This window comes from Paenibacillus piscarius, from assembly GCF_022234545.1.
GTDB classification, from domain to species: domain Bacteria; phylum Bacillota; class Bacilli; order Paenibacillales; family Paenibacillaceae; genus Paenibacillus_AQ; species Paenibacillus_AQ piscarius.
This window is the reverse complement of the sequence record NZ_JAIEUI010000018.1, coordinates 39,409-57,514: the sequence shown is the minus strand read 5'-3', so window position 1 is coordinate 57,514 and position 18,106 is coordinate 39,409. Positions and strand designations below refer to the sequence as shown.

Genomic DNA, 18,106 nt, shown 5'->3' with positions numbered 1-18,106 from the left:
CTATGATTTTACATATCAGATGCACAAGGAGATGAACAGATGAGTAAAGATGATTTTTTGCGGTCCATGCTATCCGACAAGGTCAACATGACCCCGAGTGGGTTCGTAGCCGATCAATTAAGCCCCGAACAATTCAAGGATTGCCACGAGCTGATATTTGACAGTCTATTTGAAATTCATACGTCTGACATATCGGGAATAGGGGGCTACGGACGGTTCAACGAGGATGGCACACCGGAATATGAGAGCTGCAGAGATTTTCTGACCGAGACATTTGCGGAGGACAAGGAAGGGTATTGGTATAATTGGAGGGACATGTTCGGAACAACGGTTTTACAACGGGATTTCTTTGAACAGTACTACAAAGAGATGGAGGCGCGAATTCCTTATTGCGAGGGCAGACGTTATTTAGTAAATAACTTTACGTTTTTCATCAACATGATTACGGATGGTAAAACCACGGTGGGGTTTCCCGACTGGAGCTACTCTGGCATTGGAGACTGCCTGATCGATTTTGCAATCATGGACTTAAACAAACCTTATCTGCGAATACCGGAGCTTCTCATGGAGTACTGCAAGAATCGGAGAATCTTCATTCCCGACTTCAAGGAAAGATTCTTATGTATGGCGTATTATAAAGGGATCGACGGACTACGCTGGCACGCATCGATTGACGATACCGAATCGTGTACATCCATGATGAAATCTATCAGCGAACTAAAAGATCGAATTTACGCTATATAGACGGTGGTAACATGAACTATGAGAATGGCAGTGACATCCTTCCAGAGGAACTATTGAGAGAAGTTCAAAAGTACGCCTCAGGTAAACTTATTTACATCCCCGCTGGAGAGGAAAAGAAAGCTTGGGGTGCAGCCTCCGGTTACCGGGAGCAGTTACAGAGAAGAAATCGTATGATTCGCAACAAGTACGCCCATGGACGTACCGTGTCGGAGCTTGCTGACGAATACTGCTTGTCTTTGGATTCAATTAAAAAAATCCTATACTCGAAAAAACAGGCTGACTACGCAGCATATGCACCGACTATTGAGTCAGCCGTGGAATATGCGAACGGCGGGATACTTGAAGAGTGGATGTACTGCTACTGGCAGCTTTCCAAAAACGCATCTGTCCATACGGAAAATTCCATTGCAGACCGAATCTATTTTGGGGTCGTCAAGTTTCCCTTGCGTCTTATTCAAAGGGATGAATTCGATACCGGTAACTCCCATGTGAATGTAACCAAAGATCATTCCGCTCTACCGCCTCTTATCATTGAGTATCATCAAGGGAAGTTTTACTGTACCGAACAGAAGGAGATATTGGCGGGACTGATCCAATGCAAGGTTAATTCGTACCCGACCATTATCGTGTTGCGGGAGGCTACCGATTATAAGAGGTTTACGAATCATTTCGGAACTGTATTATTTTTCGTCAAATAAAGCATGGAATGGGCCATCCCGCCAGGGATGGCCCTAAATAACTACGCAAACCGGGTCCACGACTTCAGCGTCTGGCGCACATCGGCGCCATCGACGATCATTTTAACGATATCCTCGTTAATCAGCTGTCTCGATGAATTCCACTTTTCGTTCAAATAGAAAGCGCTCGGGAGGACGACATCCATTTCTTGTATATAACGGGACCAGAGTCGGTGCGAGGTCATCCCACTCTGTTCTGCAACCGATCGGGTAATCGGCAGCGTCCAGGGACGGCTGAAACGCTCCGGCCGCTCGAATACATGGTGCTTGAGGAATGCCCAGGCCAGTTCAGGATGCTTGCACTTCGTCGTGATCCCGGTCGCCCCCATATAGACCATATTCGCTTGTACGCCTCCGGGCATCTGGGGCAATCCGACTACGTCGAATGCATCACTGATACCTCCGCCTTCAACCGCACCGACAAACCATGTAAACGCACTGATTAACGCAAAGCCTTGATGCAGCTCGCCTGCTTTGGACGGTTCGTCAGGCTTGCGGCACACATGGAATTCACGGTACATGTCAATTACGAGTTGGAACGCTTCGATCGTCGCTTCGCTGTCGATAAATCCGTGGGCCATCGACCCGTCTGGAGATAAATAACTTCCACCATTGCGCATGATAAATGGCTCGTAATACTCAATATCCGGTCCTGTCGCAAAACCAAATTGGGTCGCCACACCATTCTCGTCCCGAATCGTCAGCTTGCGGGCCATCTCCATCATCTCGGCCCATGTCCAGTCATCCGTCGGGTATGGCAGTCCTGACGCGTCCAGCATCGCTTTTTTGTACATAATCAAAGGAATAGATACGCCGTCAGGAAGGCCGGGAAGCGTCCCATCCTTCGTAGCCACTCTCATAATGCCGGGATTCAAATCCTCCTCCAGCCCCGGTGTCGCTCTCACAAACGGAAGCAGATCGATGAAGAGTCCCTTCTGGTTGAACAGCCACCAGCCCCCGCTATCCATTAAATCCGGCTCTTCCGAGTGGAATGCCTGTAACGACTCATAATTGTCAGCCGCTTGAATAAGGATGATCTCGACACCGGGATTGGCGGCTTCGAATGACGCCTTCGAAGCCATGATTTCTCCGATTTGCTCAAGCTGGGTCAATAATTTTAATTGAATGTGACTCATCTTTCTTCCCTCCCGAATAATAAGCTCATGGCATTCTCCAAATAACCAATCGCAGCTGCTTCGAAGACTTTGGCCTGCTGCAGCAATGAAGCACATTCCGTCCGGACTTCCGTGGTGAGCAGGGATGAGCTGCGGATAAACGGCACAAGCGTGCTTACACGCTGCAACTCCTCCGAAGCTTGTACATATGCCTCCGATGCCAGCAGCACAAGACGCATTGCCTCACCTTTGAGCGGGACTGATTTGAGGTACAGCGCCGCATGTTTCCTGGTCTCCGAATACACCGCGGCCAGCTGCCCCATACCGTATCTGTTTGGCAGGATTCCGGAGTCCGTCATGTAATGGATCCACCTATCATAAGCCATTAACCCCGATGTATATGACAAATAATCGGTCATCGGCCAGTAGTTGCACCCTAATCGCCCATAGTGGATCGCGAACTGTATCGCTTCAATCGCACGATCCTCGGCAGATCGTATACCTGAGACGGATCCTGCTGTTTTCCCGTCAATCCCTGCCAGAAACCTTAACGGATTTTCTGCCAAATCATCATAATTCAGCGTTTTCCCCTCCGGCAGCATTAGGTCGGTAACGTATACCTCCCGCTTAGCATCGTCATAGCCGTAGATGAGTGACCATTCGTGAACATGAGGCGAAGACGCCATCGTGTCGAAATACAGAACCGGTTTACCCATGTTAATATACCTGCGAATAAACGGCAGAATCGCTTCCTCGATCGGGAGCACAACGGGAAAACGCTCCGATGCGGCAAGCAGCGGCACAGGCTTTTCCGATAGCTGTCCGCAGAGGATGCTGATCTCATATCCCAACTCTTTCATCATCGTCTTCAGTGTCTGCCGCCAATCGAAAACATAAATTCCGTCCGCAAATGTCGTTTTGTTGGAGATCTTCATCCGGAAAGCAAATCCGGACTCCCCCATCAGGTCCTGCGTACCCCGTTGATCACCAATCGATGCCAGCATATGCCCGATCCGGTCTACGAACGTTGTTAGTGTCGAGGAAGTCTGGGGCCACTCTGCCAGCTTCACAATACGCGCTTGATTCATATCTACTCCTCCCTTCTCTGGAGGAAGGCCGAGCATAACCCGGACATGAGCCTGACGGAGCTTGCGCCGGGCACGGTGCAGATACGTATGTACGGAGCCGGTAGTCGTATGGTACATCTGTGCGATCTCATCGGGGGACAGCTGCCGGAAAAAATAAGACTCGAAGATACCTCTTTCCCTGCGATTGAGCGCGCGCAGCAGCACATGGATCGTCTCGAACAGCTCCTTGCGCAGCAATTGCTCTGCGGGGTCCGTCTTCTGTGCCGCCGACATTGCGCTCATCCGGGTCAGGTGGCGAAGCAGGCTGTCAAGGTTATCCCATTGGATGGGGTCCAATCCGCCGTATTCGTTCTCCTGCCATCCGCCGACAGGCTGCTCCCGCTTGTAAGGGCCTCCCCGACGCAGCCGCATATTTGCCTGATTTTGCACGATCCTGTGTAACCACGGCAGGAAACGGCTTGTGTCCGCGAGCGTTCCGACATGCAAGAATGCGCGGACAAGCGCATCCTGCACGATATCGTCAGCCATATGCGAATCTTGCGTCATCCGTTCCGCCCATCGCTTCGCCCGGTCCCGGTGCGTCTGAATCAGCTCGCCGAACGCTTCGGTATCGCCCATTTTCGCCCGTTCCGCCAATTCCTTGTCACGATTGTTTTCCTGATCCTCCCGTATTGCACTCGTTACCCCTAACTCCAAGCGATCCATAACGCTTTCCCTCCTGACCGTGCGACACTTCTATACCGTACGTCGTTCCGCTGAGCTCCCAGCCCGGTGGTGTGGCACTGCATCACGTCCTCCGGTGGACCTGCATGCTCAAAAAATATAAGCCTTCCATTAAAGGAGATGCCACAGGGAGATGTTCTCTTAACAGATATTTTAAAAAAGTGAAAAGTTCCAGCTGCCCAGATTGATCACTTGAGGAGCACTTCGAATGTTACCCATGATATCATGATATCATTCTTTTCTGAGTCAGATATCATATCTCTAACGATTGTCTACGAAGCTTTTACCCAGGATTATGAAGGAACTGACATGAAAGTATTCGAAATTTATTTTTCGTTTTTGTTGCAAAATGGTATAGAATAATTGACTTTTGGCTAACTTAGAGCATATATTATAGATGTTATTTTGCAAAAAAAATGCAAAATGGAGGTGGTGTTATGCTCCTTGAGTTTAGAACCAAAAACTTTAAATCCTTTAAAGACGAACTAGTATTCTCAATGACTCCAGCACCTAAGCAAAAAGGTCTGGATTACAGTATTTTAAAGGAAAAAATTGGTTCGAAGGTATATAAGGGTTTAAGCTCAGCAGTTATTTACGGTCCAAACGCTTCAGGAAAGACCAACATTATTGGTGCAATGGATGTCCTTAAAAACATTATTTTAAGAGGGCATATTCGTAATGGGGACAGTAAGTCAAAAGCGAACCCTGCCGCGGGTCAGTTAGAGTTGATTCCTAACCGTTCATTACAAATGAAAGCACCAGTTGATTTTGAAATTAAATTCATTGCAAATGATTTAATGTTTGAATATAAGTTGTCTCTTGATCTGGGTAGTTTTCTTGATGAGGATTACAAGCGTAAGGTCATATCCGAGACACTCAGTATTAATGAAAAACTAGTCTTTTCGAGAAATCCTTCGTTAGAGTTTGGGGATTTGAATGTTATTAAGAAGTACGTCATTGTTGGGTTTGAGGGAAATGAGAAAAGCCTGTTTAACTTGGCAAAGAATAATTTAAATCCATCAGAGTTGTTCCTGATGAATGGTTTTAAGATCATGTTTAGTTCGAAGCTTTCAGATATTATTAAAAACTGGCTTGAAGATAAGTTTATGGTCTTTTGCCGAGCAGATTCTCTTCAGTCTCTGCCTTTAAGCTCTAAGAAGGCAACAATCTATATCAACTCAACGATTAATGAAGCAGCTCGTATTTTCGGGATCAACTCCAATGCTTTAGGATATCTTGCGAATGATGATGATTCTGAACCTAAACTGGTTTCCCTTGTAGGTGGCCAAGATGGAAATATGCCCGTACAGGCAGAAGTATTTGAGTCATATGGGACAATTCGCTTCGTCAATTTGTTTCCCGTCGTTATGAGTGCATTGGTCAATGGTGGCACTCTGGTTATTGATGAGTTTGATGCTTCCCTGCATCCGATGGCTTTGATGAGTATTGTAAACATATTTCATAATGATGAGGTGAATAAGAAAAAATCACAGCTGATCTTTAACACCCATAACCCAATATTCCTCAACTCGAATTTGTTTAGGAGGGATGAGATCAAGTTTGTAGAACGTGATGATGAATCCTTCTGCAGCACTCACTACTCGCTGTCTGACTTCGGTACTTCCGGTAGGAACGGAGTGAGGAACGGCAGTGAATATATGAAGAATTATTTCGTTAACCAGTACGGAGCGATTAAGGATATCGACTTTACCTCTGTTTTTGAAAATCTGTTGGAGAGCAGAGGTGAGCTAGTCGAAGATGGTAGCGAATCGGAGGGATAATAAGCAGTACTTTTATACCGTAGAAGGTGAAACTGAGAAATGGTATTTAGATTGGCTTGAAGATGAAATTAATGCTAATCTAGATGCTGATCCCTCAGCTAATATTAAAGTATCGATAAGAAGCAAGGTAGAAAAGAATCCATTGAAGTATGCTAACAGTATCAGGGGAAAACAGATTAAATATCTCTTAGGTTATAGCATCGTATAGCTTTCAACGGAATCGTGACACAAATCTATTCATAGTATAAACAACAGTGGCGGCCTTCCAGGCCGCCCTTTGTTTTCGCCGATAAATCCGTCAAGCTAAACGGATCAAGGCTGCATAACCTTCGCCATCTGCGCCTCGAATTCGGCGTAAGTGATTTTACCCAAAGCCAAATCCATGCTGTGCAGGTAGATCTGTTCTGTTTTTGAATAGTCGCGCTCCACCTTCAGTGACTGCTCCTCCCCCGGGAGGGGCTCCAGGACATGACACTTGTTCGAATAAGCTTCAAAATAGCGGTAGCCGAATTTGCGTTGCGAAACCGCATTTATATGAATGCCATCAGGATTCGCGGTCAACTCTGCTGCCGTTACAAAATAACAATTTGGCTGTTCGTTAGCGAAGCGCTGCAGTTGTTCATTGATCTGTATATACTCTGTCGCTTGCTGTCCAAAACCAGTCTTCCCAAGGAAATCACCAAGTCCGCCAATGATCAACGGCACCTCATCAAGCTTCAATTCGTTTCTTAGGGTCTCGATGATCAGGCTTAATTTCTCGTAATACGTTTCATGCAGCGATTGATAGCTGTCGCTCTCACCCTGGTGCCACAGAATTCCGCAGATTTGACTGGACCGCAAGGCGAAGCGGGCTTCAGACAAAGCATGCTGAAAAAGGATGCCCTCTGGATGCCAATCCTTCAACGAGCTTCCACCTTCTGCACAAGGAATCAAACCCATTTCTTCATCAGGATTGGCTTTCGACCAGGCATCGGCGAAAGACGCCGCCAGGCTTACACCAGAGACCGGACGGTCATAATTAATCGGCTCTGTCATCATCTGCCACTGTCCATTCCGCAGCATTTTTATTTTTTCATTATATATAGGGTCGACTTCATGCAAGAATCCACGGCCTGCCATATTAGATTGACCCAGCATTAAAAATGATTTTATCATTTAAGCTTCATTCCTTTACTTAACGAATATAGTCTAATTGAATCATTATATTGTCTGATTAGACTAAAATCAATTAATGATCACTATGCCTGGTATTGGGTTAGTGATGCCCGAACGCTACTGACAGACCGCTGTCAGTAGCGTTGTTGTATGCTGGATTCAGCGTAAGAAAAAGGAGCTGGGTCCAGTAATGAATACGAAAGAAACGTTGTGTCTTGAACAACTTGTCCGAAATACGGTTCTCCATCCGCCATCCTATTGGATAGGCGTCGTCTCGGCATCGCATGTACAACGCGGGGTTAGTGGCGGCTTCGCCCAAATGTGTCACGGTAAATCTGCACCCTTACGCAGAATGCAACCTGGGGATTGGCTTGTATACTATTCTCCTCGAACGGAGATAAGAGACGGCAAGCCGTTGCAGGCGTTCACCGCCATTGGCCGGGTTGTGGACGACCATGTGTACGAATATGCGATGTCTGCGACGTTCGTACCTTACCGGCGGAATATCGAATATGTTCCCTGCCAAGATGCAAGAATCGAAGGCTTGCTTGACCGGCTGTCCTTCACCCGCGGCAAGCGGAATTGGGGCTACCCGTTCCGTACCGGCCACTTTGAGATCAACCAAGAAGATTTCTTTACTATCGCGGGAGCGATGCATGCGGACCTTCAATAAAATATGAAACGGTGACATACAGCCGTCACCTCTTATGAACTATACTGCATGTATAACAAGAAGGAGGTTATGTTTTATGTCAGCTATTGCATATTTGAACTTTGATGGAAATACAGAACAGGTAATTGAATTTTATTCGGAGGCTTTAAGCGCAACTGAAGTGAAAAAAGTGAGATTCGGGGATATCCCGCAGAATCCAAACTACCCCATGCCAGAAAATGAGTTAAATATGATCATGGAGTCTTCTATCGAATTCGCAGGCGGGAAAATGATGATGTCTGACATTTTGCCTTCCATGAAGGCGGTGACAGGTGAGCTGGTGAAAGGGAATAATATTCTGATCAGTCTAGTCATCGAGGATAAGCAAAAACTGGAGCAATACTTTAATGCTTTGTCCCTTGGCGGGCAAGTCACCATGCCGTTATCCAATTATCCCTGGTCTTCGTGTTTTGGAACGCTAATTGATAAATTCGGTGTGAACTGGAAGTTTAATAGCGACGCAAATCAATTTCTGGATAACGTAATATCGAACAAACAGTAACTTATTCTAAAGGAAATTCTTTTTAAATATGAAAATGGATAATTTAATTCCGGTAAAATCGAGAGAAGAATTGAGGCTCTGGCTGCAGGAAAATAATAGGACTGAAAAATCTTGCTGGATCTTGGTCAGTATGGCGTCCCAACCGGATACACTCTTATATTTAGACGCGGTCGAGGAAGCTCTGTGCTTTGGATGGATCGATGGGGTCAAGAAGAAGAGTTCTGAAACGGAGCTGGCTCAGAGACTGTCTCCCCGAAGCCCAAAAAGCTCATGGACTGAATTGAATAAAGAACGTGTCCGCCGTCTCGAAAAGCTGGGATTGATGACAGACGAGGGAAGAAACGTTCTTCCTGATATGAATTGTGATTCTTTCAGAATAGACCGGGTTATAGAGGAAAGGCTAAATGAGGAAAGAAAAGTATACGAAAATTTCATGGCATTTCCAGATCTTTATAAAAGAGTCCGGATTGACACGATACAAAGCTATAAGCATCAGCCAGAATTATTTAAGAGCAGATTAGACAAATTCATCACCAACACGAGAGATAACAAAATGTACGGTCAATGGAATGATAACGGACGGCTACTAGATTATTAACTTCAATCATTGTTTGCAATACCTGCGGCTTTTAAATGCCCTTGAGTTAAAATTTTACCAAATTGAGATGCGAGTTCCTTTGGGGTATAGGAAAAATCATTTTTAACCCACCACACGACAATGCCCATAAAAGTAGATGCAGTATATTGGAGTAATAATTCCTTTGAAATCTTCAATGGAGCATTATCCAAGCCATCCTCCACTGTGTTTTTTATAATTTCCTCCATTTTTGACTGGAAACCATAAATTCTATTCTCATCCAGTAACAATGCTTTGTAAAAGGGGATATTGTCCTGGATTTTCTCCAGGATGGTTTGCATTAGTTGTTCGAGCATAGAGCCGCTTATCGGTGTTTTGCTGCTTGAGCATTGCTTGAGTGTGCTCTTTAGTTCTTCGATTAATTCGTCCATCGATGCATTTAACAAATCGGGTTTGTTCTGATAATGAAGGTAAAAGGTATTCCGGTTAATCATCGCCTTATCGGCAATATCTTGAATCGTTATTCCTTCGTATCCCTTTTCCGTAAGAAGCTCTATAAACGCCTTTTTGATGGAATGTTTGGAGCGAATGATACGCAAATCGGTTTTTTTGTTCATTAGGACTCATTCCCTTAATTTTTTTGGTAGATATACGACATTTGAGCTGAAAGTGCATGTTATCTCTCAAAATCAGAAATATTAAATATTGAATGCTGACCTTTTATTAATCATAATAAACACAAGATAAATATACAACATCTTGACTATTATTTATCGCATTGACCACTAATTCTAATTGAAAGGGAGATCTGAAATGAAAACTATAGCTATTGTTGGAGCAGGAGCAGGTTTAGGAATGTCCATTGCGAAGAAATTCGGACAAAACGGCTTTCGCGTAGCTCTTATTGCCCGAAATGAAGATAAGCTGAACCAGCTGGTTAGTGAATTAGAACCATTGGGAATCGAAGCTGCTCCATTTCAAGCGGACATATTAAATAAAGAAGAAATCGGGAGGGCCTTCGCCGCTATTAAAGAGAAGTACGGATTTATTGATGTTCTTGAATACAGCCCAACACCGAGCATCAACACAGTAGCGCCAACACTGGAGGTCACAGAAGAAAATGCGTTATACCAATTTCAATTTAATGTGGTAGGTGCGTTATCCAGTGTCCGGCAAGTGCTGCCTGACATGCTGGATAAGCAAAGCGGTGCCTTATTATTTACTACTGGAGGTGCTGCAATCCACCCGGTGCCGATGATGGGGAATGTTGGAATTTCCATTTCAGGGCTTCGTAATTATATCTTTAATTTGAACAGCGAATTAGCGGACAAAGGTGTGTATGCGGGTCACCTTTCGATCGGAGTCTGGATGCAGCCGAACTCAGGAGTTCAAGACAAAATCGCTGATATATGGTACGACATGTACATCAAAAGAGACAGAGTAGAAGAATTTATAACTGAAGACCGCGTGTCAATATGAATATCACCATTTTTGGTGCAAGTGGTGCAATCGGACAGCTGCTAACACAATTAGCTCTGGATCACGGAGATTTCGTTACGGCATATGTTAGGCCCCCCCACAAAATCAGTCTCAAACATCCTAATTTGAGCTTTATACAAGGGGAGCTTTCGAATGCTTCAACCATCGAGCAGGCAGTTGCTGGATCAGATGTCGTAATCAGCACACTAGGACCAGCATCCGATATGTCACGAAAGCTTAAAGGCACGCCGATTGCGGACGGACACGAACTGATAATTAGGGCTATGAAGAAGCATAACAAAAAAAGGTTAATTACCCTTGCGACGCCGGCTTTGCAATCAGATGACGATAAGAAAAACATTTCGACGATACTTCCAGGTGTATTGGCTAAAGTCTTACTTCCAAACGGTCATGCGGAAATGAAGAAAATGGAAGAAGTTATTAAACGATCGAACCTGGATTGGACAGTTGTCCGAATTATTAACCCCAATGTTAAAGACAAAGGGCAATCTTATGACTATTCATTCGGAGATAAATCGGCTAAGTTATCGGTTTCCAGAGAAAATGTTGCTAAAATCATGTACGCTGCCACCCGTGACAACCATATGATTAGAAAAATGCCTATCGTCTATAACAAATAAGCCCCAGAAAGGAGGCCTGGAAATGAAAATCGAGATATGGTCAGATTATGTTTGTCCATTCTGTTATATTGGTAAACGGCGGTTAGAATCTGCACTGGAGCAATTCGCTCATCAGGATGAAGTGGTGATTGAATATAGAAGCTTTGAACTAAATCCGCAAGCATCATTGTACTCAGGTAAAAATATGCATCAAATGGCCTCTGAGAAACATGGTATGAGTATCGAGCAAGCGAAAGAGGGAAATGCTAAGCTTGGACAACAGGCAGACAAGATGGGTCTGGTGTATAATTTTGACGAAATGAAGCCCACCAATACGTTTGATGCTCATCGTCTAACCCAATATGCCAAATCGGTTGGAAAAGATAAGGAATTATCCGAGCGGATGTTCTATTCCTATTACACGGAAGGTAAGCTGATCAGCGATCATGCTACATTAGCAGATATTGCAGAATCCGTTGGAATGAACAGGGAGGAATCAATGGCAGTTCTCCAGGATTCCTCCAAATATGCTAACGAAGTGCGATCAGATGAAGCTACAGCCAAACAGCTGGGAATTACAGGAGCCCCTTTCTTTGTCATTGACAGAAAATATGCAGTTTCCGGCGCACAACCCGTTGAGATATTCTTAAGCGCCCTTAACCAGGCAGCTCAATAAATAAGCCCCGCAAGAATCATGCACAAGCCACCCGCTTGTGCTTTTTGCCGTAGCTTAAGCTGCAGCTCTTAATTTATGATTAATGGTGCTGAATTTGAGCGGTTATTGAAGCAGGAGGTAAGGATCATTTATGACAGAATTATTAGCGCCAGCAGGCAATATGGAAGCTTTGAAAGCTGCAATATCTAATGGTTGTGATGCAGTATACTTAGGCATGCAAAAATTTGGTGCACGCGCATACTCCTCTAATTTTGACTTGGAAACGTTAAAAGAGGCTGTTACGTATGCGCACCTGAGGGACGTTAAAATCTATGTTGCCATGAATACCATCGTGTTCGAGAACGAAGTGGAAGAGATGAAAGAGCAGATCGACCAATTAAATGAAATCGGTGTGGACGGCATTATCGTCCAGGACCTGGCTGCCTTCGATTATATCGTGCAGAACTATCTTGATCTGGAGGCGCATTGCTCCACTCAAATGGGAATTGACGATGTGGACGGAACTTTATTATTCAAAGAACTTGGTGCGAAAAGAGTGGTTCTGTCCCGTGAGGTTAAGATTGAAACAGTCAAAGAGATCAAAAGAGTAGCTGACATCCCTCTGGAGATTTTCGTTCACGGTGCGTTATGTGTAGCTTATTCAGGAAACTGCCTAATGTCAGGATTAAGCGGCTTTCGGTGCGCAAACCGCGGAAGATGTGTGGGTTCCTGCCGTAAGGAATACGATCTGATGGATCAGACAACAGGTACATCTTTAGGCAAAAGCTATATTTTATCCACTAAGGACTTGAACACCATCGATTACATTCATGATCTAAAAGAAATTGATTCTTTAAAAATAGAAGGCCGGATGAAAGTGCCAACGTATGTGGCTAATGTGGTATCCAAATATCGAATGGCCTTAGATCATAAAATCACCGCAGAAGACAAAGAAAATCTGAAAAAGACATTCAATCGCACCTTTACCAAAGGATATTTGTTCCATGAGGACCGGAGGAATATTACAAACACCGCAAGACCTAATCACTTTGGTTATGAGATTGGAACCATTAGCAGGATTGAGAAGGACAGGTATGAAATCACACTTACACGTACTTTAAATCAAAACGATACCATCCGGATAAGCCATAACAATGAAGATATTAATTTGACGGTTGCCAAGCTGTACGATAAAGACGGTGACTTAATCAACACAGCTAATGATGTCTGCTATATCAAAATCAAAGAACAGATGTCTATAGGCGATGTCGTATGTAAAACGAAAGATTATTTCTACCACAAGGAACTAGAAGCATCCCTGGAAAAGGAATTTAAGCGGTTTACCCTGGACCTTAAAGTATATGCTTATCCAGCTTCCAAGCTGTTCATTGAAGCGGAGGGCTTGGGCTTTACTTATTCCTATGAAAGTGAGGAAATACTAGGCGAAGCCATTAATAATCCAACCACCAAAGAGCAGGTCATCAAGCAATTCTCCAGACTAAATGATACGATCTTCGAACTGAATCAGATCGATTATGAGGAAGGCAATGCTTTTATTCCAGCGAAACTGTTAAATTCAGCAAGAAGAGAGATTGTACAAGGCTTATATGACTTGAAGCTTAACAGCCAGCAGAAAAGAACCAAAGCTGTGACCGTCAAAGAAAAAATAAGCTTCGCCCCTGTACAACCCTATCTTACGGCCACCGTAACGAATCAGGAACAGTATGATGCTTGCGTGAGCTGTGGAATTATGGAAATCTATTTTGACAATGTGGTTAGAAGAAATCAGAATGATTATCAGGAAAAAGAAGGGCAGCTGCTAATCGGAGGATATGGCGGAATTCATCACTACCGAGGAACCAATCCGTTCGTTACGGACTATTCTCTAAATGTTATTAATGCTACTAGCTGCTATGAACTATATAAATTAGGTGCCAAGCGGGTCACTTTATCTTATGAAATGAATAAGAGCCAAATTGAAGATTTAATGAACGCTTATGTTGAAGCAAATGACGGCTATCCTGCACTGGAAATGATCGTATATGGCAAGGCTCCTTTGATGTTCACCAAATATTGTCCGATGCGAAAAATGAATCAATGCAGAGTATGCAGAACGAAGAGCTATGAGTTAAAAGATGAGCAAGCAACGTTCCCGATCCTTTCCCATGAGGATTGTACAGCGACTATTCTTAATGGGAAGACGCTTAATCTGCTGGATGAGCTGCCAAACCTCAAAGGAATCGAGGCGCTCCGGTTAAACTTCACCGTTGAATCTAAAGAGCAGGTTGTAGAGGTCATTCATATGGCCTCAGGCAAATTAGATGGCTCAATGAATCATGCTGTCTTTAATCCGGAAACCGACACAAGAGGACATTTTAATAAAGAGATTGTGTAGGCAGCCAAAGGAGGTAGTAACAATAGATGTACTAAAGAAGACCAATAGGAGGGAAGTCATGCTAGATCGAAAAGGAATGCTTGAGATCAACAAAGCAGGATGGGATGAAGTAGCCGATCAATATTTCGGAATACATGCTTTGCCGGAATATGGGCCATATGCACCTACAGAGGATGAAATAAATCTTCTAGGTGATGTTGCTGGCAAGACAGTACTTGAGATTGGTTGTGGCAGTGGACACTCGCTCTTATACATGGCAAGCAGAGGTGCAGGGGATGTCTGGGGAATCGATTTATCGACTACTCAGGTTAATTATGCTAAGGAGCTGCTCCAGGAAAATAGAACGACCGGGAATATAAAACAAATGTCTATGGAAAACATAGATGACTTGCCCAGTGAATATTTTGATATCGTCTTCTCGGTTTATGCGTTAGGCTGGACAGTCGATATAGCACGGACACTATCTAACATTTACAAAAAATTAAAAAACGGCGGGATATTTGTATTTAGTTGGGAACATCCAATGCAAAGCAGGCTGATATATGATGATGGAAAAATAACCTATGCTCAATCCTATCATTCCGAAGGACCTTATCAGGTAACTTGGCGGAGAGTACCCGTGATTATGCACCATCGAAAAGTCAGCACATTATTAAATGAACTTGCAAATGCCGGCTTTTTTATAGAACGGGTAATTGAAGAATCACGGGTTCCTGAGACAGATGATAGTTCACCGGCTCAATGGTATTCGGGGATGAAGGCACGTTTAAGTCCTCCAACAATTATCATCAAATGTATAAAGAAATAAGCTAACGTCAAGGGCTATCCCCCGAGGGATGGCCCTTTGTTGTACGTAAAAAAATGCCTCCAAAAGCAGAGGTCACTAAAGAACAGGTTTCCAATGCAGCGTTTGAGTTGACTAGACAAGAGGGATTTGAGATACTGACAGCCAGAAATATCGCTCTAAAACTGAAATGCTCTACTCAACCAGTGTACCGATTGTACAGGAGCATGGAAGAGGTCAAAGAGGATGTTTTCATTCATTAAATATTCTAAAATCAATCATAAGGATGACCTTCAGATGAAAATATTATTAGTTGAAGATGATAAGACGATCGCGTCGGGACTGGAATATTCACTGCAGCAAGAGGGATATGGGACGGTTCTCTGCCATAATGCCGCTTCAGCCCGAAAGGTGCTCGCCGAAGACATCGATCAGTTCACCTTGTGTCTGTTCGATTTACAGCTTCCAGACGGAACAGGCTACGAATTATGCAAGATGGTGAAGGAACGGCGGGATATTCCGGTCATTTTCTTAACGGTGATTGATGACGAGGTCAATGTCGTGATGGGGCTCGATATGGGAGCCGATGATTACATTACCAAGCCTTTTCGGGTCCGCGAGCTTCTCTCCAGGATCAAATCCGTCTTGCGGAGATACCAGAAGCTGTCCCAACCCGGAGCGGTCATCGACATTGACAATGTGCGCATCCATACGCTGGAAGGCAAAGTATATAAGAACGGTGACGAAATTTCGCTAACCGCCTTGGAATACCGCTTATTGCTGATCTTTGGCAACCACGTTGGACAGGTTCTCACCAGGAATCAGCTCTTGGAGCAAATCTGGGACGTGGCCGGCGACTTCGTGAATGACAACACGTTAACGGTCTATATCAAAAGGCTGAGGGAGAAGCTGGAGGATCATCCGGAGCAGCCGGCTCTGATCAAAACGGTACGCGGATTAGGCTATAAGGTTGGTGATTAGATGCTGCGCAATCGGGAAAATCTAATATTATTGCTCGTCATGGGCTCGATCAGCTTATCGGCGATCGTCATCGCTGCTTTCATTTCGTCTGCCGCCGCAGCCCTGGTTATTATGGTATCCGTGCTGCTTACCGGCACAGCTCTATTATTCACTCAACGAAGATATTACGAGCTGGAGAAGCTGTCCGTCTATTTGCGGAAGATTAGCAGCGGACAGGCCTCCCTTGACCCCCGCGATAATCAGGAAGGTGAGCTTAGCATCTTAAAGAATGATATATACAAGGTGACACGCATGCTCTCCGAGCATCGTTCGTTATTGCAGCAGGATAAGCTTCAACTGACCGATGCCATCTCCGATATTTCACATCAACTCAAAACACCGATCACCTCTATGACAGTCATGGCAGATCTGTTAAGCGCCCCTGATCTGCCTCCATTCAAAAGAACGGAGTTCACCCATCATATCCGCATTCAGCTTGAACGGCTCGACTGGCTTGTTTCGTCCTTATTAAAGCTGGCGAAAATGGATACGGGAACGATCCCGTTCAAAAAAGATCGAATACACATGAAAACCCTAATCCAAAAGGCACTGGAGCCGGTTATGATTCCTATGGATATTAAGGGACAGACCGTTTCCATCACAGGGGATGACAACGTCTCTTTTGAGGGCGATTTCCATTGGACTGCTGAAGCGGTTATCAATATTTTGAAGAATGGGGTAGAGCATACCCCTGAGGGCGGTGCGATGACCATCACATTCTCCGACAACGTGCTATTTACGGAACTCGTTATTGCTGACAACGGAGAGGGCATTCCGAAAGAGGATTTGCCTTATGTATTCAAACGTTTTTATAAAGGAAAGAATGCTAATGAAGGAAGCATCGGTATAGGGCTGGCGATGGCTCACAGCATCATTGCAAGCCAGAACGGTGTGATTGATGTAGCGAGCGACAGCGGGAGGGGTACAGAGTTTCGGATCAAATTTTATAAGCATGTGATTTAACAGCACTCCGTATGTGACTGAACTGTCACCTCCACCGTCACTGTAAAGTCATTTTGGACAGGTAAAATGATATTCATCAGATGAACGATGGAGGTACAACCATGCAAATGAAGCAGCAGCGCAAGATTACTTTTATGATCACGATAGGCTACACAATGATTATTCTTTATTTTATGTTTTTTGCGTTCGGCAGAGCGGATACTGTAGATTATTCCAATCAGTACACCTTTATTTTTGTGCCGGACGATTTTTTTAGGGTGCCGGGTCTGTCCGATCTTCTACATCCGACCGTGATGGACTTGGTAGGTATTGGAAACTTTGCAGCCTTCATACCTTTTGGCATACTGTTTCCGTTGTTATACCGCACCAGCTTTGTCCGCTTCATGACAGGGTTTATCCTGTCCATTCTCGTGCTGGAGACCATCCAGGCCCTAACATTCCTCGGCAGCTTTGACATGAATGACGTCATAACAAACTCAGTTGGCGCTGCTATTGGATTCGGGGGCTACAAGATTGGCTTCCGTACACAAAACTACTGGAGAAATATCACTGCTACGGGAATTGCCAGTGCTGTATTAATGCTCGGCGTGTGGGGGGTCTTCGGAGTAGTGGATCAAGTGTTCACCAAAGAATTGGGCCCCTTTGTAGCGATAAACGAATGGGAAGATAGTACCGGAAATCGAATAACGGGAACCAAACATGGCAGTTTTAAGATTGGCGGTCAAGACGTGACACCCGAGTACAATGTGTATGGCATGGAAGGTAAAAAGAAGGAAACCTATACGTATTCGCTAGGCAATAAGGGGGAGCTGTATTTTAGCTTGAATTATGGAATTCCTGATCATAAGGATTTTCAGGGCAGCCTTAAGGTTACCGTTGACGGGAATGAGCTCCTGTCTGTATCTGCAGGAGATCAGCTCCATGAGCCGGATAATAGGATTCTTTATCTCACCGGGGCTAATGAGCTTAAGATAACCATTGAGGGGAATGAAACCCTGTGGGATGTTGGATATAGAGAGATGGTCTATTCCTGGGATTGAGCATCTGGGGAAGGAG

General features: G+C 44.6%; 18 protein-coding genes. 14 read left to right on the top strand and 4 right to left on the bottom strand.

What is annotated here, in order from left to right; all coding sequences use genetic code 11:
- Positions 1 to 39 precede the first annotated feature (39 nt).
- Positions 40 to 744 carry a hypothetical protein gene (locus K1558_RS23950; protein WP_238654419.1) on the top strand — a complete coding sequence of 235 codons (705 nt, stop codon included), beginning with the start codon at positions 40 to 42 and terminating at the stop codon, positions 742 to 744.
- Positions 745 to 755: 11 nt separating this feature from the next.
- On the top strand, positions 756 to 1,442 hold the full coding sequence (locus K1558_RS23945) for a CD3324 family protein (protein WP_238654418.1): 687 nt from the start codon (positions 756 to 758) through the stop codon (positions 1,440 to 1,442).
- Between the two features lie 41 nt (positions 1,443 to 1,483).
- Here K1558_RS23945 and K1558_RS23940 read toward each other — a convergent pair whose 3' ends face one another.
- Positions 1,484 to 2,617, bottom strand: a complete 1,134-nt coding sequence (locus K1558_RS23940) for an extracellular solute-binding protein (protein WP_238654416.1) — start codon at positions 2,615 to 2,617, stop codon at positions 1,484 to 1,486.
- The gene (locus K1558_RS23935; protein ID WP_238654415.1) at positions 2,614 to 4,389 is read right to left on the bottom strand and encodes an RNA polymerase sigma factor; all 1,776 of its coding nucleotides are present in this window, start codon (positions 4,387 to 4,389) and stop codon (positions 2,614 to 2,616) included. Before K1558_RS23935 ends, K1558_RS23940 begins: the two co-directional genes overlap by 4 nt.
- Before the next feature lie 455 nt (positions 4,390 to 4,844).
- Here K1558_RS23935 and K1558_RS23930 point away from each other — a divergent pair, with 455 nt between their 5' ends.
- Complete coding sequence (locus K1558_RS23930) at positions 4,845 to 6,188, top strand: AAA family ATPase (protein WP_238654413.1); 1,344 nt, start codon at positions 4,845 to 4,847, stop codon at positions 6,186 to 6,188.
- A 312-nt stretch (positions 6,189 to 6,500) separates the two neighbouring features.
- On the opposite strand, the gene K1558_RS23925 is transcribed toward K1558_RS23930, so the two are convergent.
- On the bottom strand, positions 6,501 to 7,343 hold the full coding sequence (locus K1558_RS23925) for a sialate O-acetylesterase (protein WP_238654411.1): 843 nt from the start codon (positions 7,341 to 7,343) through the stop codon (positions 6,501 to 6,503).
- 190 nt (positions 7,344 to 7,533) lie between these two features.
- Here K1558_RS23925 and K1558_RS23920 point away from each other — a divergent pair, with 190 nt between their 5' ends.
- The 3 genes from K1558_RS23920 to K1558_RS23910 all read left to right on the top strand — a co-directional run bounded on the left by K1558_RS23920 (position 7,534) and on the right by K1558_RS23910 (position 9,155).
- On the top strand, positions 7,534 to 8,016 hold the full coding sequence (locus tag K1558_RS23920; protein WP_238654410.1) for an EVE domain-containing protein: 483 nt from the start codon (positions 7,534 to 7,536) through the stop codon (positions 8,014 to 8,016).
- Between the two features lie 76 nt (positions 8,017 to 8,092).
- Complete coding sequence (locus K1558_RS23915; protein ID WP_238654408.1) at positions 8,093 to 8,557, top strand: VOC family protein; 465 nt, start codon at positions 8,093 to 8,095, stop codon at positions 8,555 to 8,557.
- 28 nt (positions 8,558 to 8,585) lie between these two features.
- On the top strand, positions 8,586 to 9,155 hold the full coding sequence (locus tag K1558_RS23910) for a YdeI/OmpD-associated family protein (protein ID WP_238654406.1): 570 nt from the start codon (positions 8,586 to 8,588) through the stop codon (positions 9,153 to 9,155).
- 2 nt (positions 9,156 to 9,157) lie between these two features.
- On the opposite strand, the gene K1558_RS23905 is transcribed toward K1558_RS23910, so the two are convergent.
- Positions 9,158 to 9,751, bottom strand: a complete 594-nt coding sequence (locus K1558_RS23905) for a TetR/AcrR family transcriptional regulator (protein WP_238654404.1) — start codon at positions 9,749 to 9,751, stop codon at positions 9,158 to 9,160.
- A gap of 196 nt (positions 9,752 to 9,947) precedes the next feature.
- Here K1558_RS23905 and K1558_RS23900 point away from each other — a divergent pair, with 196 nt between their 5' ends.
- The 8 genes from K1558_RS23900 (at position 9,948) to K1558_RS23865 (ending at position 18,090) form a co-directional block, all read left to right on the top strand.
- Positions 9,948 to 10,613: an SDR family NAD(P)-dependent oxidoreductase gene (locus K1558_RS23900; RefSeq protein WP_238654402.1), complete on the top strand. Its 666-nt coding sequence runs from the start codon at positions 9,948 to 9,950 to the stop codon at positions 10,611 to 10,613.
- Positions 10,610 to 11,254 carry an NAD(P)-dependent oxidoreductase gene (locus tag K1558_RS23895; RefSeq protein ID WP_238654400.1) on the top strand — a complete coding sequence of 215 codons (645 nt, stop codon included), beginning with the start codon at positions 10,610 to 10,612 and terminating at the stop codon, positions 11,252 to 11,254. The genes K1558_RS23900 and K1558_RS23895 overlap by 4 nt, the downstream gene beginning before the upstream one ends.
- A gap of 22 nt (positions 11,255 to 11,276) precedes the next feature.
- Positions 11,277 to 11,909 carry a DsbA family oxidoreductase gene (locus tag K1558_RS23890; protein WP_238654398.1) on the top strand — a complete coding sequence of 211 codons (633 nt, stop codon included), beginning with the start codon at positions 11,277 to 11,279 and terminating at the stop codon, positions 11,907 to 11,909.
- 130 nt (positions 11,910 to 12,039) lie between these two features.
- Positions 12,040 to 14,283: a U32 family peptidase gene (locus K1558_RS23885; protein ID WP_238654396.1), complete on the top strand. Its 2,244-nt coding sequence runs from the start codon at positions 12,040 to 12,042 to the stop codon at positions 14,281 to 14,283.
- A gap of 58 nt (positions 14,284 to 14,341) precedes the next feature.
- Complete coding sequence (locus K1558_RS23880) at positions 14,342 to 15,091, top strand: class I SAM-dependent methyltransferase (RefSeq protein ID WP_238654394.1); 750 nt, start codon at positions 14,342 to 14,344, stop codon at positions 15,089 to 15,091.
- Between the two features lie 273 nt (positions 15,092 to 15,364).
- Positions 15,365 to 16,048 carry a response regulator transcription factor gene (locus K1558_RS23875; RefSeq protein ID WP_238654392.1) on the top strand — a complete coding sequence of 228 codons (684 nt, stop codon included), beginning with the start codon at positions 15,365 to 15,367 and terminating at the stop codon, positions 16,046 to 16,048.
- Entirely contained in the window at positions 16,049 to 17,050 is a 1,002-nt protein-coding gene (locus tag K1558_RS23870; protein WP_238654390.1) for a sensor histidine kinase, read from the top strand.
- A gap of 101 nt (positions 17,051 to 17,151) precedes the next feature.
- Positions 17,152 to 18,090 (top strand): VanZ family protein, encoded by a 939-nt coding sequence (locus K1558_RS23865; protein ID WP_238654388.1) that lies wholly within the window; start codon positions 17,152 to 17,154, stop codon positions 18,088 to 18,090.
- Positions 18,091 to 18,106: the final 16 nt, after the last annotated feature.

Bases quoted from the DNA above. Each gene is read 5' to 3' on its own strand.
- K1558_RS23950 (WP_238654419.1), top strand. From the start codon at position 40: ATGAGTAAAGATGATTTTTTGCGGTCCATGCTATCCGACAAGGTCAAC.
- K1558_RS23945 (WP_238654418.1), top strand. From the start codon at position 756: ATGAACTATGAGAATGGCAGTGACATCCTTCCAGAGGAACTATTGAGA.
- K1558_RS23940 (WP_238654416.1), bottom strand. From the start codon at position 2,617: ATGAGTCACATTCAATTAAAATTATTGACCCAGCTTGAGCAAATCGGA.
- K1558_RS23935 (WP_238654415.1), bottom strand. From the start codon at position 4,389: ATGGATCGCTTGGAGTTAGGGGTAACGAGTGCAATACGGGAGGATCAG.
- K1558_RS23930 (WP_238654413.1), top strand. From the start codon at position 4,845: ATGCTCCTTGAGTTTAGAACCAAAAACTTTAAATCCTTTAAAGACGAA.
- K1558_RS23925 (WP_238654411.1), bottom strand. From the start codon at position 7,343: ATGATAAAATCATTTTTAATGCTGGGTCAATCTAATATGGCAGGCCGT.
- K1558_RS23920 (WP_238654410.1), top strand. From the start codon at position 7,534: ATGAATACGAAAGAAACGTTGTGTCTTGAACAACTTGTCCGAAATACG.
- K1558_RS23915 (WP_238654408.1), top strand. From the start codon at position 8,093: ATGTCAGCTATTGCATATTTGAACTTTGATGGAAATACAGAACAGGTA.
- K1558_RS23910 (WP_238654406.1), top strand. From the start codon at position 8,586: ATGAAAATGGATAATTTAATTCCGGTAAAATCGAGAGAAGAATTGAGG.
- K1558_RS23905 (WP_238654404.1), bottom strand. From the start codon at position 9,751: ATGAACAAAAAAACCGATTTGCGTATCATTCGCTCCAAACATTCCATC.
- K1558_RS23900 (WP_238654402.1), top strand. From the start codon at position 9,948: ATGAAAACTATAGCTATTGTTGGAGCAGGAGCAGGTTTAGGAATGTCC.
- K1558_RS23895 (WP_238654400.1), top strand. From the start codon at position 10,610: ATGAATATCACCATTTTTGGTGCAAGTGGTGCAATCGGACAGCTGCTA.
- K1558_RS23890 (WP_238654398.1), top strand. From the start codon at position 11,277: ATGAAAATCGAGATATGGTCAGATTATGTTTGTCCATTCTGTTATATT.
- K1558_RS23885 (WP_238654396.1), top strand. From the start codon at position 12,040: ATGACAGAATTATTAGCGCCAGCAGGCAATATGGAAGCTTTGAAAGCT.
- K1558_RS23880 (WP_238654394.1), top strand. From the start codon at position 14,342: ATGCTAGATCGAAAAGGAATGCTTGAGATCAACAAAGCAGGATGGGAT.
- K1558_RS23875 (WP_238654392.1), top strand. From the start codon at position 15,365: ATGAAAATATTATTAGTTGAAGATGATAAGACGATCGCGTCGGGACTG.
- K1558_RS23870 (WP_238654390.1), top strand. From the start codon at position 16,049: ATGCTGCGCAATCGGGAAAATCTAATATTATTGCTCGTCATGGGCTCG.
- K1558_RS23865 (WP_238654388.1), top strand. From the start codon at position 17,152: ATGCAAATGAAGCAGCAGCGCAAGATTACTTTTATGATCACGATAGGC.